Origin of the sequence: Marivita sp., from assembly GCF_051251565.1 — a bacterium.
In the GTDB taxonomy this organism is placed as follows: Bacteria; Pseudomonadota; Alphaproteobacteria; order Rhodobacterales; family Rhodobacteraceae; genus Marivita.
Window position 1 is genome coordinate 1 of the sequence record NZ_JBPOFB010000007.1, and the last position, 12,397, is coordinate 12,397.

Here is a 12,397-nt window from a genome sequence, read left to right on the forward strand (position 1 = left end):
CCCGTGCCCATAGTTCGTCTCCTTTGCTGCACATTATGCTATCAAAGGAGCGGCACCAAACCGCGACAGGTCCAATCCGGCGCAATCGGGCCGCACGTCACCGCCATCAGGCAACAAAGGCGCGGCATGACATGCGCAACTGGCAGGCCGAGCGCCGCAAACGCACCCGGCATCTGATCGAACTCGGTGGCCTCGTCGTCAAAGCCGGGATCGTGGACCTCACCGGCGACGACCGGACCCTGATCTACGGCGCGCTTCTGTGGATCGCCGCGAAGCATGATAGCGACGAAGGGGACCGTGCGCGGGAAATCTGGAGGAGGATGGGGAAGGCGGGGTTTGAGGCGGACCGGGAAAGTGATGTGCCGTCCGATCAGTAGTGGTCCAGAGGTCAGCGGTTCGTTCCACTTTCGTGGGCCTCAACCGGTGCAGTGCTCTGCCCACCGCTCCATCAATGGCCGCCGCTGATCCATGAAGTCAGTCCGCCTGTAGGTTCTCACAATTTTGCTGTCTGCTGCGTGTGCGAGAACGGTTTCCGCGACTTCATGCGGCGCGGTCGTTTCCTCCGCAAGCCATGTCCGCAGGCTGGTTCTGAACCCATGCGGACGCGCCTCTAATCCTCTGCGCTCCATCATGCGAGACATGGTTGCATCGCTGATGACGCTATTGCGAACAGATGGAAACAGATACCCATCCCGCTCATAGGCGCGCGCAAATTCAATGACGCGCAAAGCCTCATCGCTAAGGGGCACGCGAAAATCCTCTCCAACGCCAACCCGAGCCTTCATGTTCTCTGCAGGGATTGTCCAGATATCGCCGTTGATCTCGTCCAGTCGCGCCAACCGCACAGGGGCAGAGCGCAATCCTGTTAGGATAAGCAAACGAAGCGCCAGATGTGTGACCGTCGGCTCCTCAAGGGACGCGTAAAAGTCCGGAACCTCGCCCCACGGCATACTCGGGATCGACGTCGTTTCATGCCGCTGCCGACCCAAAAGTTGCTTCGCTTTGGCAACTGCTTGCAGGTCGACATCAAGGCCCAAAGCAGCTGCATGATCGAGGACGATCTTCAGGCGGTCTGCAGCCTTCTTGGCCGTTGCGGCCTTCGCGTGCCAGATCGGCTCGAGTGCGTCCCGGACATCGACTTGGGAGACCTCGGTCACCGGCATGCGCCCAAGCTTGGGCAGCACGTGAAGCTGCAACGGGCTGAACCAGCGACCTGCGATCCCATCGCCCTTGAGGTAGGCCTTGCGGCTCTCAAACGCATCCCGCGCGATGTCGCGCAAAAGATGACGGCCCCGTATCGCCGCTTTACGCTCTTTGCGGCGATACTCGATTGGATCAACGCCTTTGGCCACCATCGTCCGGTAGTCACTGGCCATCTCGCGCGCATCCTTCAGGGGGAGGCTGATGAGACCACCCAACCCCATCTCCCGGCGGCGACCCAGGAAGGTATACCGAAACACCCATTGCCCGCCGCCGTCCGCGCGCTTGATCAGGCGCAGGCCGTGACCATCCTCGTACTTGCCGGGCGGAGCGGATTTGATGAACAGGGCTGTTAGGTTTCCCAAGAAAATATCCCCCAAATTATCCCCAAGAAGCTATAGGATCTGCTGAGATTACGCAAGACGCAGGAGGACGCGGGTATAGACTTCATCTAATTTTATCAGATAGTTGTGGGGCGATAGGAGATGCTCTGGGAAGACTGCCCGGTGTTCTTCACCCGCACCATTATTGTTTGGCCTACCGCCTTCGGCTACTTGAGGCCGGTGTGGTTCGAGGTTTGTCCTCTCACCCGCACCACTTCCAGCTCCTATATCGAAATACCGATGCAAACTGGGGTTTGGACGTGCAACCGCACCTTGCTGAGACCCATCCCGAGACGTGTCCCTGCGGTCTCGCCATCACACACCGTGCGCCGGACCCATCAAACCCGTTGACAGACCCGGCGGCAGACCGCTAACGCCCGCGCAGGCACCGGGGGACCGGTGTGGCGTGTTGCCCGTCGCGTGGTCTGGAGTTCCAGGCAAATGAGCGGGCCCTTTGGACAAACGAACATGGCGGCAAAGCTATTTGCGTCCGGCGATCTGCATGTCGACCGGCGTGCGGAATTTGCGGAAACCCTTGCTTATTTGGGCGATCTGGATGCAGCGGTGGAGGTCATGCGCGGCGCGCTTGAAATTGTGCCGGGCTGGGGCGCGGGATGGTTCCGGCTTGGCGAATATCTCGAACGCGCGGGCGATCTGACCGGCGCGGCGCAGGCTTGGGGGCAGGCAGTGGCCGTGGCACCCGACGATCCGTTTGGCGCAGGCTTGCGACGCGATCTGTTGCGCGACGAGCCGCTGAGTGACAGCATGCCCCCGGCCTTTGTCGAAATGTTATTTGACCAATACGCCCCGCGATTTGAGGCGTCCTTGTTGAACGGTCTCGATTATCAGGGGCCGGCCCTTATCGCTGATGGCTTGGCTATAAACGTTCCGGCCCCGGTGGCGCGGGCGCTAGATCTGGGCTGTGGCACCGGATTGATCGGGCCGGTCTTGCGTCCATATTGCGCGCATCTGACAGGCGTGGACCTGTCGCAGCCCATGCTGGACGAGGCGCAGGCCAAGGGGCTTTATGACCACCTTGCCAAAGACGACATACAAAACCTGCCGCTTGAACCCGCTCGCTACGATGTGATCGTGGCGGCCGATGTGTTCAATTACCTCGGGGCGCTTGAACGGATTGTGGGGTGGTGTGTGGCCAGCCTTGCTCCGGGTGGCGTTTTCATTTTCACCGTGGAATCCACGGACCGCTGCGATGTGACGCTGCGCGAGACCCGGCGCTTTGCCCATGGGCGCGGCTATGTGCAGGACTTGATGAACGCCGCCGGGTTTGGTGCGGTTGATCTGCGGGACGTGGCGTTGCGCACGGACCGGGGCGTAGAGGTGCGGGGATTTTGCGTGGTCGCACGCGCGCCCGGCGGGGCCGCGCCACAACAGCGCGACGGTGAGGCCCATCTTCCTGCTGACGCCTGAGGCGGGCCTGCATTTCGCGCTTGCACCGCTGCCACCGCCCCACTAAGACGCGGTGGATTTTGACCGCCGCGGACGCCTCTGCGGCCCCTATGCAATGGACAAGGACGACATGCAGGTCACCGAAACTCTCAATGAAGGCCTCAAGCGCAGCTATTCGATCACCGTTTCGGCGGCCGAACTGGACGCGAAGGTCAATGAAAAGCTTAAAGAAGCGCAGCCCGACATCGAGATGAAGGGTTTCCGCAAAGGCAAGGTGCCGATGCCGCTTTTGAAAAAGCAGTATGGCCAGCGCCTCTTGGGCGAAGCCATGCAGGAAACCATCGACGGCGCGATGGCCAAGCACTTCGAGGACAGCGGCGATCGTCCGGCGCTCCAGCCTGAGGTCAAGATGACCAATGACGACTGGAAAGAGGGTGACGACATTCAGGTCGACATGTCTTATGAAAAGCTGCCCGAGATGCCTGAAGTCGATCTGTCGACGCTGACCCTCGAAAAGATGGTGGTCAAGGCAGGCGACGCGGAAGTCGACGAAGCTTTGGCAAACCTTGCCGAGACGGCGCAGGATTTCAAAGATCGCAAAAAAGGCTCAAAATCCAAGGACGGCGATCAGGTTGTGATCGATTTCCTTGGTAAGGTTGATGGCGAAGCGTTCGAAGGCGGTGCCGCCGAAGATTACCCGCTGGTTCTGGGGTCGGGATCGTTCATCCCCGGTTTTGAAGAGCAGTTGGTCGGCGTGAAGGAAGGCGACGAAAAGAACGTCGAAGTGTCTTTCCCCGAAGAATACGGCGCGGAAAACCTGGCTGGCAAAGCGGCTGTGTTCGAATGCGTGATCAAGGCTGTGAAAGAACCTGTCGCGGCCGAGATCAATGACGAGCTTGCAACCAAGTTCGGTGCCGAGGATCTGGCCGCTCTGAAATCTCAGATCGCCGAGCGTCTGGAGGCCGAGTACACCGGCGCTGCGCGTCAGGTAATGAAGCGCGGGCTGCTGGACCAGTTGGACGTCAAGGTCTCTGTCGATCTGCCGCCATCGCTGGTTGAGGCCGAAGCCAAGCAGATCGCGCATCAGCTGTGGCACGAGGAAAACCCCGAGGTTGAGGGCCATGACCATCCCGAGGTGGAACCCACAGAAGAGCACACAAAGCTTGCCCTGCGCCGCGTGAAGCTGGGTCTGTTGCTGGCCGAGCTGGGTCAGAAAGCCGAGGTCGAAGTGACCGACGCCGAGATGACACAGGCGATCATGAACCAGGCGCGTCAGTATCCCGGTCAGGAACGTGCGTTCTTTGATTTTGTGCGTCAAAACCAGCAGATGCAGCAGCAATTGCGTGCACCTATCTTTGAAGACAAGGTTGTTGACCACGTCGCATCGCTGGCAACCGTGACCGAGACGGAGGTGTCAAAAGACGATCTCCAGAAGGCCGTTGAGGCGCTGGACGAAGAGTAAACTCTTCACACGTTCATCGAGATCAAGAGGCCGCCCTTCGGGGCGGTCTTTTTTGTTTGGGGCTCTGCCTCTTGTCCCGGACAGGGTGCAAGACTCGCCCAGGATATTTTGGAACTGAGACTTTGAGGACCGCGGCGCGATAGCTTAGTGGTGCAGGTCGTGGGTGGTTGTCGTGAAATCCGTGATCTCTGCGGGCAGATCGGTGATTCCAAGGCCGGGGGCGTTGGAGACGGACATATGACCGCGATTTGCAGCGCCCTGCCACGGATCAAACGCATCGCGCAGCGGATTGGGGTTCACGTCGACTTCCAGCACCCCGTCGCCGCCCGCAGCGGCCAGGAGATGCGCAGAGGCAATCAGGCCGATGCCTCCACCCAGGAAATGGGGACAAAAGCGCAAACCGGCTTTGCGGATGGCCTGCGCCACTGGCCAGCTCCCGCTGAACCCACCCCATTTGGCGATGTCGGGTTGCAACACGCCAAAAACGTCCGAGGCGATCGCGTCTCCGAACCCGTCGCTGCCGGTGATGTTTTCACCGCCCGCGAGCGGGATATGCGACATGGCAGCCAACGCGCGCCAATCGGCTTGCGGGGCATCGGCGGGCAGGGGTTCTTCGAGCCAGCCAAGGTGCATGTCGGGACAGGCCGCAAGAAACGCCTGTGCCTCGGCCAACGCCCACGCCTGGTTGGCATCGGCGCACAGGGTCTCGGAAGGGGGCAGGTCGCGGAGGATCTGGGTCAACAGTCCCGTGTCGCGGGTCATGTCAAAGCCGATCTTGACCTTGAAGGTCCGAAACCCGGCATCGCGGCTTTGGGCAATCTGGTCGGCGGCTTGGGCGATGGCGATACCGCTGGCATAGCACGGCACCGAGGTGGCCGCATCGGGCGACAGGAAGCGCGCGACGGAGAGATCAGCGCGGCGTGCCGCAAGATCGGTCATGGCGGTATCCAGCCCGGCAATCACCTGACGGAACGGGCCCCATTCGCCGCATTGCAGGGCGCGGATATGGGTGTTGCGGGTCAGCGTTGCAAAGAGGTCCGGTGCGCTGTCAAAGCTTTGGTCCAAGAGCAGATCGGCCATGTCTTCGACCACCAGCCGCGCGCGGTGCTCGGCCCCGGCGGCGGGCCAGTTGGCGAAAATCTCCCCCCAGCCAAACGTGCCGTCCTGGTCCTCAAGGCGGACAAACACCGCGGGACGGTTCGTCATGACTCCAAAGGACGTGGCCACCGGCGATGTGATGGGAACGCGGTAGGCGGACACGGTGATGCGTGTGAGGGTGATGGTCATGGAACCAGCACAGCAGGACGCGCCCGCTTTTGCAAGCGGGTCTGTGGGTAAGGTCGTGTGATCCTTTTGTCAGAGTCCTTGGGTTTGGCCCGAGGAGGATGGTTTGCGCTGTTTTTGGCCCTGAAAAAGAGGTGACGTCACCTGAGTTGGGTGGACATCCTCTCCCCCGTGCAGAGCGGTTGAACCGCTCCGAACCTGTGCCCCGAGGGGCCTGTGAGATGCATCTCTCATGGTCTGAACGCACACATAGCGTCCGCAGAGAGAGGGTAGTCGCCTGGGGTGTTGCGCCAAAAGGGGCAACGGGTATCGGATCCAATGCTGAGGGGTATCGGGCGGATGGGTTAACGCGCGGCAAACGGAGCGTGCGGTGTCTTGTCTGGCCCGCGTCATGGTGGCGGCAATGGGGGCGGGTATGCGCCAACAAAAAAGCCCCGCCAAACGGGCGGGGCTTTTCGCAGTCCTATTGAATAGGCGCTTAGTCTTCCGACTTGGTCTCGTCGTCGGCGCGCGCTTGTGCGCCACCGTCCTGATCGTCGTCTTCGGATGCGGCTGCACCGATGTCGTCGAACAGTTCCGCGATCTCGAAATCGGCCTGTGCTTCTTCCTCGGCGGCGAGTTCCTGAATGGACTTGCCGGAGGCCTGAAGTTCGGCTTCTTCGGGAGAGCGCGCGACGTTCAGTTCGATGGTGACCATAACCTCGGGGTGCAGGTGCACCTCAACGTCATGCAGGCCAAGAACCTTGATCGGCTTGCGGATGATGACCTGCTTGCGGTCGAGGGTGAAGCCCTCTTCGGTGGCCACGTCAGCCGCGTCACGGGTGGTGACAGAGCCGTAGAGGTTGCCGCCGTCAGACGCCTGACGAATCACGAGGAACTGCTGTCCACCCAGCTTGTCGGCCATCGCTTCGGCTTCTTTGCGGGTCTCAAGGTTCTGTGCTTCGAGCTGGGCTTTGCGGCCCTCGAAGGACGCGATGTTCTCTTTCGAGGCGGTCAGTGCCTTGCCCTGCAACAGCAGGTAGTTGCGCGCGAATCCGGGCTTTACGTCAACGACGTCGCCCATCTGGCCAAGCTTGGCCACGCGTTCCAGAAGGATAACTTGCATGTCAGTCTCTCCTTACTTCACTGCGTAGGGCAGCAGGGCGAGGAAGCGGGCGCGCTTGATCGCACGGGCCAGCTCACGCTGTTTCTTTGCGGACACGGCTGTGATGCGCGACGGCACGATCTTGCCACGCTCAGAGATGTAGCGTTGCAGCAGCTTGGTGTCTTTGTAGTCGATTTTGGGTGCGTTGTCGCCCGAGAAGGGGCACACCTTACGACGGCGGAAAAATGGTTTCGTAGCCATGGTTTAGCGTCCTTTCTTCAGGCGATCAATTGCGACGTTCGCGGCGTTCGCCACGATCACCACGGTCGCCGCGATCACCACGATCTCCGCGCTCGTCGCGTTTCTGCATTTGAACCGAGGGTCCGTCTTCGTGCGCGTCGACCTTGATGGTCAGCAGACGCATCACGTCATCATGCAGGCGCATCAGCCGTTCCATTTCCTGGATCGCCGTCGCCGGTGCATCGGTGCGCAGATAGGCGTAGTGGCCCTTGCGGTTCTTGTTGATCTTGTAGGCCATCGTTTTGACGCCCCAGTACTCATGCTCCAACAGCTTGCCGCCGTTGTCTGCAAGGACTGTGCCGAAATGTTCGATGAGGCCTTCAGCCTGCGCGTTGGACAAATCCTGACGCGAGATAAAAACATGCTCGTATAGCGGCATGTGAACTCCGTTTCTGTTCTGGCGCATTTCAAAGGACAGGGTCCGAGTCCTTTCGCACCTGCCCACGAGAGACTGCGCGGTAAAAATCGATCCGCGAAAGGAAGCGCCCGTATACACGGATTGGTCGGGGGATCAAGCATCGTGGTGCGGGTTTGCGGGCGGCGTCACAATCGTGCCCAGAACTTACCTTGGTGACGCGCGGCGTGTGCCCCGAATTCGGCGGATTGTCTGAACAGACTGTTTCGCAAAGGTAAACAGTCCAAGGCCGCAGCGATCGCGGCCGGAAAGAGGTGAAATGGTTCATTATGATGAGAGCTATACCAAGGACGCACACTCGCTTGGTCGTTTGGTGTGGCGCATTGTCGGCATTGCCTGTCTGATTGCGATACCGGGCATCTGGATCGCGGTGCATGGTGCGGTTGCCGAGGCGCGGATCATGGGGCTGGGCCTGTCTGTCGTGCTGATGGGTTTGGCGGGGTTGTGCTTTGCGCGGCGCTGACTGTTCATTCCGACACAGACTCTGTTGAGTTTCGTCCAATTGAGGTTGCGCGGATTCACGACGATTTAGGGATCATCGGAATTTTCACACAGGACAGACCCATGAAAAAGACACTTCTTGCCGCAGCACTTGTTGCCCTGCCATTCGCCGCACAGGCGGAACCCGAAGCCTATACGCTGGACGCCAGCCACAGCCAGATCCTCTTTTCCTACAACCACCTTGGATATTCGACCACTTGGGGCATGTTCTCGGGGTTTGAGGGCGAAATCGCCTTTGATCAGGCAGACCCCGCCAATTCATCCGTGACCGTGTCTTTCCCGGTGCGGTCGATGTTCACAGGCTGGGAAGGCCGGTTTGAGCACTTTATGTCGGCGGATTTCTTTGGCGCGGCTGAGGATGAAATGGTCACGTTTGCGTCTACCGCGATTGAGGTGACGGGCGAGACAACTGCAAACATCACAGGCGATCTGACATTGAACGGCATCACCAAGCCGGTCATCTTGGCCGCCACCCTGAACCAGGCGAACGATCACCCGATGGAAGCCAAGCCATGGGCTGGATTCGACGCGACGACGACCCTGCTGCGCAGTGATTTCGACGTTGGCAACTTTGCCCCATTCGTCAGTGACGAGGTCGAGGTGCAGATCTCGATCGAGGCGATGAAGGCCAACTGATCTTTCTGATCTGGTCGATGAAAAACCCCGGGCCATGCGCCCGGGGTTTTTTTGTGTCTTGCACGGTGCTGTTACTGCCCGCTGCGGTCTGCTGTCAGGTCAACGTTGATCCCTACCTCAAAAGCCAGCTGGCTTTCGTCGGTCATGCCTGTGCCAATTCCAAAGCGACGGCGGTCCAGAACCGTGCTGCCCTGCATCTGTGCCACATCGCCGTCCAGCATCAGGTCAAAGGGCAGGGTGACCGGCACTGCAACCCCGCGCAGTGTCAGCATGCCGTCTGCCACATGGCCGGTATCTGTGGTGCGGATCTCGGCGCTGAAACGGGCGGTCGGGAAGTCAGCGCTGGCAAAGTAATCTGCGCCCATCGCCTGTTGCGTCACCGATCCAAGCGTCAGGGACGTGATTGCGATCTCGACATCCACAGTCCCGGCGATGCCGTCCGCAATTGTGTCATCAAAGCTGATCGACGCGGTCCAGTCCTCAAAAGACCCCGACACATCCGCGCCCATCTGGCCCACCGTGATGCCCAGCGTACCGCTTTGGACGACCCAATCGCTTTGCACCTGCTCCAAGGCAGGCGCTTGGGCGGCCAGAGCGTTGGATTTGCTGTAGACGCCAAACAGGCTGCCCACGCCAAGCGCTGCGGCCCAGACGACGGTGGCAAATACCGGCGGCAGAAGGCTGTGCGCAGGGCGGGTAGGGGCGGCTGTTGTCACGCGGCCTCGTGGCAGCATGCGGGCGAGCGTGTCGTCCTTGTCGATCACCGCATGTTTGACGGCCCCCGCAATGTGAAGGACCAGCGACACGATCAGCACGCGTTCAAACACGATGTGCATCCCGGCAGCGAATTCTGACAGGATCAGGCTTTCGGGCACCAGCGGCAGGTTTTGCCCGAACGGCCACCAGATCGGTGCAAACCCTTCGGTGGCGGCATGATGCACCCAGCCCGACAGAGGCACCAGCACCAAAGACCCGTAGAGCAGCCAATGCACGATCTCGGCCAGCAGGGTTTCGGCTTTGCGGTCCGGATGTAAGGGTGCGGGTTTGGGTTGACTGATGGCCCATGTGATGCGCGCAAGCGCCACGAAAAACAGGCTGACGCCAATCGTCTTGTGCAGCGAAAACAGCCGCGCCTTGTCGGCAAGCTGTTCTGCGGTGTCGTATGGCATGTCATTTGCAATGATGCCCAATGGGATCACGGCCACGATGCCGAGGGCGGTCAGCCAGTGAAATGTCTTGGTGATGGCACCGTATTGTGTGGGTGCAAGGGTGGCGGGCATGGGAAGGCTCCGAATTCAGATATGTCTGATCCACAGCTATCCCAGCGATGCGCAGGCGCAATCTTCACCAGCGCACAGAAATCGTGCAGCAACATTGCGTCATCTGTGCGCCAGTTGTAATGGCTTGTCCCGACCAAAGGTGGAGACATGTCATGAGCCGAGCTTTTCTATTTCCCGGACAAGGGGCGCAAACCATCGGGATGGGACGCGATCTGGCCGAGACCTATCCCACCGCGCGCGCCGTGTTCGAGGAAGTCGATGACGCTTTGGGCGAAAAGCTCAGCGCGTTGATTTGGGACGGTGACATTGACACGTTGACCCTGACGGCAAACGCGCAGCCTGCGCTGATGGCCACGTCTCTTGCCGCGATGCGCGCATTGGAGGCGGAAGGCGTTGCCGTGACCTCGGCGTCCTATGTGGCTGGCCATTCGCTGGGGGAATATTCCGCGCTGACCGCAGCCGGGGCGCTGTCGGTGTCCGACGCGGCGCGGCTGTTGCGGGCGCGCGGCACGGCCATGCAAGACGCGGTGCCGGTGGGGGTTGGCGCGATGGCGGCGATCCTTGGGCTGGGGCTTGAGGACGTGCGCAAGGTGGCAGATGCGGCGGCGCAGGGGGATGTCTGCGCAGCGGCCAATGACAATGATCCGGGACAAGTCGTTGTTTCGGGGCACAAGGCGGCGGTGGAACGCGCCGTCGATCTGGCCAAAGAGGCCGGTGCGAAACGCGCCGTTCTTTTGCCGGTAAGCGCGCCGTTCCATTGCGCGCTGATGGCCCCGGCTGCCGAGGCGATGCAAGCCGCGCTCGCCGATGTGCAGATCACCGCACCCGTTGTGCCGGTTGTGGCAAATGTGCTGGCCGAGGCGGTGTCGTCGCCTGACCTGATCCGTCGCCTGTTGGCCGAGCAGATCACCGGGGCTGTGCGCTGGCGCGAATCCGTGAACTGGATGGTGGATCAGGGTGTCGGTGAATTCTGGGAAATCGGGGCAGGAAAAGCGCTGATCGGGATGGTGCGCCGCATCGACAGGACCGCTGTCACGCGCGCTGTTGGAACGGCAGAGGATGTGCAGGCGGCGACCCAAGCCGCCTGAGGCACCCAGAATTTTATGACCAGCCCCAAGAATCTTCGTACGAAGATTCTGAGCACCGCTGGTTAAAACGGAATGAAGAGGACCAAGACATGTTCGATCTGACAGGCAAAACCGCGCTGGTAACCGGCGCATCGGGTGGCATTGGCGGCGAGATCGCCCGTGCCCTTCACGCAGCAGGGGCCACGGTTGGTCTGTCTGGTACTCGGACCGAACCGCTCGCCGCTTTGGCGGCCAGCCTCGGCGACCGCGCCCATGTCCTGCCCTGTAACCTGAGCGATCCCGAGGCCGTGACGGCCCTCCCAAAACAGGCCGCAGAGGCGATGGGCGGCTTGGATATCCTCGTGAACAACGCTGGCATCACGCGTGACAACCTGTTCATGCGTATGTCCGACGATGAATGGCAGTCGGTGATTGACGTGAACCTGACCGCCACCTTCAAGCTGTGCAAAGGCGTGCTGCGCGGGATGATGAAAGCGCGTTGGGGGCGGATCGTGAATATTTCGTCCGTCGTCGGGGCCACCGGCAATCCCGGTCAGGGCAACTATGCCGCGGCCAAGGCGGGCATGGTGGGCATGTCCAAATCCTTGGCCTACGAAGTGGCGTCGCGCGGCATCACCGTGAACGCTGTGGCCCCCGGTTTCATCGAAACCGCCATGACCGACAAGCTGACAGAGGATCAGAAATCGGCGATCCTGACACAGATTCCCACTGGTCGCATGGGCACCCCCGAAGAGATCGCGGCCGCCGTGCTTTATCTGTCGAGCGTTGAGGCGGCCTATGTCACCGGCACCACGCTGCACGTCAATGGGGGTATGGCAATGCTCTGATTTCATAGGGGAAAGACATGCTTTGCAGGTGCAGAAACTGCTGAAAACGCGTGTAAATTCCCCGCATGGTCTTTGCATTGAAAGCGTTTGCCATCCCGGTCCCATGTGCTATAGCGGCGCAGGTTTTGGGCCAACCCTTTTCAAGGGAACCTTTGGTCTTCCGCGGCTTTAGCAGGACGCAAACCGCCGCCCGCAAGGGCACGATCCATTCCGCCCGGGCGAGGGCTAACCCGGCCACCGCGCCGACGAAACTGTGAGGAAGAAAACATGAGCGACGTCGCAGATCGCGTTAAGAAGATTGTTGTCGAGCACCTTGGTGTGGAAGAGGACAAAGTTGTTGAGAATGCGTCCTTTATCGACGATCTCGGCGCTGACAGCCTCGACACCGTTGAGCTGGTCATGGCATTCGAAGAAGAGTTCGGCATCGAGATCCCGGATGACGCCGCCGAAACCATCCAGACGTTTGGCGACGCGGTGAAGTTCATCAACGAAGCGCAGTAAGCGCCTCGAACGTCACGTTTTACGAAAAC

At 60.5% G+C, this 12,397-nt stretch carries 14 protein-coding genes; 8 read left to right on the forward strand and 6 right to left on the reverse strand.

Features of this window, described 5'->3' with window-relative positions:
• Window positions 1–377: conjugal transfer protein TraD (locus tag ACSHXH_RS11005; RefSeq protein WP_435671847.1), on the forward strand; the 377-nt coding region annotated here is incomplete at its 5' end.
• Between the two features lie 39 nt (window positions 378–416).
• Here the strand turns inward: ACSHXH_RS11005 and ACSHXH_RS11010 are convergent.
• Window positions 417–1,565 carry a tyrosine-type recombinase/integrase gene (locus ACSHXH_RS11010; protein ID WP_435671848.1) on the reverse strand — a complete coding sequence of 383 codons (1,149 nt, stop codon included), beginning with the start codon at window positions 1,563–1,565 and terminating at the stop codon, window positions 417–419.
• A 486-nt stretch (window positions 1,566–2,051) separates the two neighbouring features.
• Between ACSHXH_RS11010 and ACSHXH_RS11015 the strand changes: the two genes are divergently transcribed.
• Window positions 2,052–3,011 carry a methyltransferase domain-containing protein gene (locus ACSHXH_RS11015; protein WP_435671849.1) on the forward strand — a complete coding sequence of 320 codons (960 nt, stop codon included), beginning with the start codon at window positions 2,052–2,054 and terminating at the stop codon, window positions 3,009–3,011.
• Between the two features lie 109 nt (window positions 3,012–3,120).
• Window positions 3,121–4,452 (forward strand): trigger factor, encoded by a 1,332-nt coding sequence (gene tig / locus ACSHXH_RS11020; RefSeq protein WP_435672022.1) that lies wholly within the window; start codon window positions 3,121–3,123, stop codon window positions 4,450–4,452.
• 144 nt (window positions 4,453–4,596) lie between these two features.
• Here the strand turns inward: tig and ACSHXH_RS11025 are convergent, their stop codons facing one another.
• The 4 genes from ACSHXH_RS11025 to rpsF all read right to left on the reverse strand — a co-directional run bounded on the left by ACSHXH_RS11025 (window position 4,597) and on the right by rpsF (window position 7,499).
• Entirely contained in the window at window positions 4,597–5,739 is a 1,143-nt protein-coding gene (locus tag ACSHXH_RS11025; protein WP_435671850.1) for a mandelate racemase/muconate lactonizing enzyme family protein, read from the reverse strand.
• Window positions 5,740–6,214: 475 nt separating this feature from the next.
• Window positions 6,215–6,841, reverse strand: coding sequence for a 50S ribosomal protein L9 (gene rplI, locus ACSHXH_RS11030; RefSeq protein ID WP_435671851.1), 627 nt, complete (start codon window positions 6,839–6,841; stop codon window positions 6,215–6,217).
• Between the two features lie 12 nt (window positions 6,842–6,853).
• Window positions 6,854–7,081: a 30S ribosomal protein S18 gene (gene rpsR / locus ACSHXH_RS11035; RefSeq protein ID WP_026756163.1), complete on the reverse strand. Its 228-nt coding sequence runs from the start codon at window positions 7,079–7,081 to the stop codon at window positions 6,854–6,856.
• A gap of 25 nt (window positions 7,082–7,106) precedes the next feature.
• The gene (gene rpsF / locus ACSHXH_RS11040) at window positions 7,107–7,499 is read right to left on the reverse strand and encodes a 30S ribosomal protein S6 (RefSeq protein WP_435671852.1); all 393 of its coding nucleotides are present in this window, start codon (window positions 7,497–7,499) and stop codon (window positions 7,107–7,109) included.
• A gap of 295 nt (window positions 7,500–7,794) precedes the next feature.
• Here rpsF and ACSHXH_RS11045 point away from each other — a divergent pair, with 295 nt between their 5' ends.
• Both ACSHXH_RS11045 and ACSHXH_RS11050 read left to right on the forward strand, forming a co-directional pair.
• The gene (locus tag ACSHXH_RS11045) at window positions 7,795–7,998 is read left to right on the forward strand and encodes a hypothetical protein (protein ID WP_435671853.1); all 204 of its coding nucleotides are present in this window, start codon (window positions 7,795–7,797) and stop codon (window positions 7,996–7,998) included.
• A 101-nt stretch (window positions 7,999–8,099) separates the two neighbouring features.
• Entirely contained in the window at window positions 8,100–8,672 is a 573-nt protein-coding gene (locus ACSHXH_RS11050) for a YceI family protein (protein WP_435671854.1), read from the forward strand.
• A gap of 71 nt (window positions 8,673–8,743) precedes the next feature.
• On the opposite strand, the gene ACSHXH_RS11055 is transcribed toward ACSHXH_RS11050, so the two are convergent.
• Window positions 8,744–9,952, reverse strand: a complete 1,209-nt coding sequence (locus tag ACSHXH_RS11055) for a cytochrome b/b6 domain-containing protein (RefSeq protein ID WP_435671855.1) — start codon at window positions 9,950–9,952, stop codon at window positions 8,744–8,746.
• 152 nt (window positions 9,953–10,104) lie between these two features.
• Between ACSHXH_RS11055 and fabD the strand changes: the two genes are divergently transcribed.
• The 3 genes from fabD (at window position 10,105) to ACSHXH_RS11070 (ending at window position 12,368) form a co-directional block, all read left to right on the forward strand.
• A complete protein-coding gene (fabD, locus tag ACSHXH_RS11060) occupies window positions 10,105–11,040 on the forward strand; it encodes an ACP S-malonyltransferase (RefSeq protein ID WP_435671856.1) in 936 nt (311 codons plus the stop codon).
• Between the two features lie 89 nt (window positions 11,041–11,129).
• A complete protein-coding gene (fabG, locus tag ACSHXH_RS11065) occupies window positions 11,130–11,867 on the forward strand; it encodes a 3-oxoacyl-ACP reductase FabG (RefSeq protein WP_435671857.1) in 738 nt (245 codons plus the stop codon).
• A gap of 267 nt (window positions 11,868–12,134) precedes the next feature.
• Complete coding sequence (locus ACSHXH_RS11070; protein WP_085631956.1) at window positions 12,135–12,368, forward strand: acyl carrier protein; 234 nt, start codon at window positions 12,135–12,137, stop codon at window positions 12,366–12,368.
• The last annotated feature ends 29 nt before the right edge of the window (window positions 12,369–12,397 follow it).

What these genes read in the sequence shown, in the direction of transcription:
- ACSHXH_RS11015 (WP_435671849.1), top strand. Translation starts at nt 2,052, where the DNA reads ATGGCGGCAAAGCTATTTGCGTCCGGCGATCTGCATGTCGACCGGCGT.
- tig (WP_435672022.1), top strand. Translation starts at nt 3,121, where the DNA reads ATGCAGGTCACCGAAACTCTCAATGAAGGCCTCAAGCGCAGCTATTCG.
- ACSHXH_RS11025 (WP_435671850.1), bottom strand. Translation starts at nt 5,739, where the DNA reads ATGACCATCACCCTCACACGCATCACCGTGTCCGCCTACCGCGTTCCC.
- rplI (WP_435671851.1), bottom strand. Translation starts at nt 6,841, where the DNA reads ATGCAAGTTATCCTTCTGGAACGCGTGGCCAAGCTTGGCCAGATGGGC.
- rpsR (WP_026756163.1), bottom strand. Translation starts at nt 7,081, where the DNA reads ATGGCTACGAAACCATTTTTCCGCCGTCGTAAGGTGTGCCCCTTCTCG.
- rpsF (WP_435671852.1), bottom strand. Translation starts at nt 7,499, where the DNA reads ATGCCGCTATACGAGCATGTTTTTATCTCGCGTCAGGATTTGTCCAAC.
- ACSHXH_RS11045 (WP_435671853.1), top strand. Translation starts at nt 7,795, where the DNA reads ATGGTTCATTATGATGAGAGCTATACCAAGGACGCACACTCGCTTGGT.
- ACSHXH_RS11050 (WP_435671854.1), top strand. Translation starts at nt 8,100, where the DNA reads ATGAAAAAGACACTTCTTGCCGCAGCACTTGTTGCCCTGCCATTCGCC.
- ACSHXH_RS11055 (WP_435671855.1), bottom strand. Translation starts at nt 9,952, where the DNA reads ATGCCCGCCACCCTTGCACCCACACAATACGGTGCCATCACCAAGACA.
- fabD (WP_435671856.1), top strand. Translation starts at nt 10,105, where the DNA reads ATGAGCCGAGCTTTTCTATTTCCCGGACAAGGGGCGCAAACCATCGGG.
- fabG (WP_435671857.1), top strand. Translation starts at nt 11,130, where the DNA reads ATGTTCGATCTGACAGGCAAAACCGCGCTGGTAACCGGCGCATCGGGT.
- ACSHXH_RS11070 (WP_085631956.1), top strand. Translation starts at nt 12,135, where the DNA reads ATGAGCGACGTCGCAGATCGCGTTAAGAAGATTGTTGTCGAGCACCTT.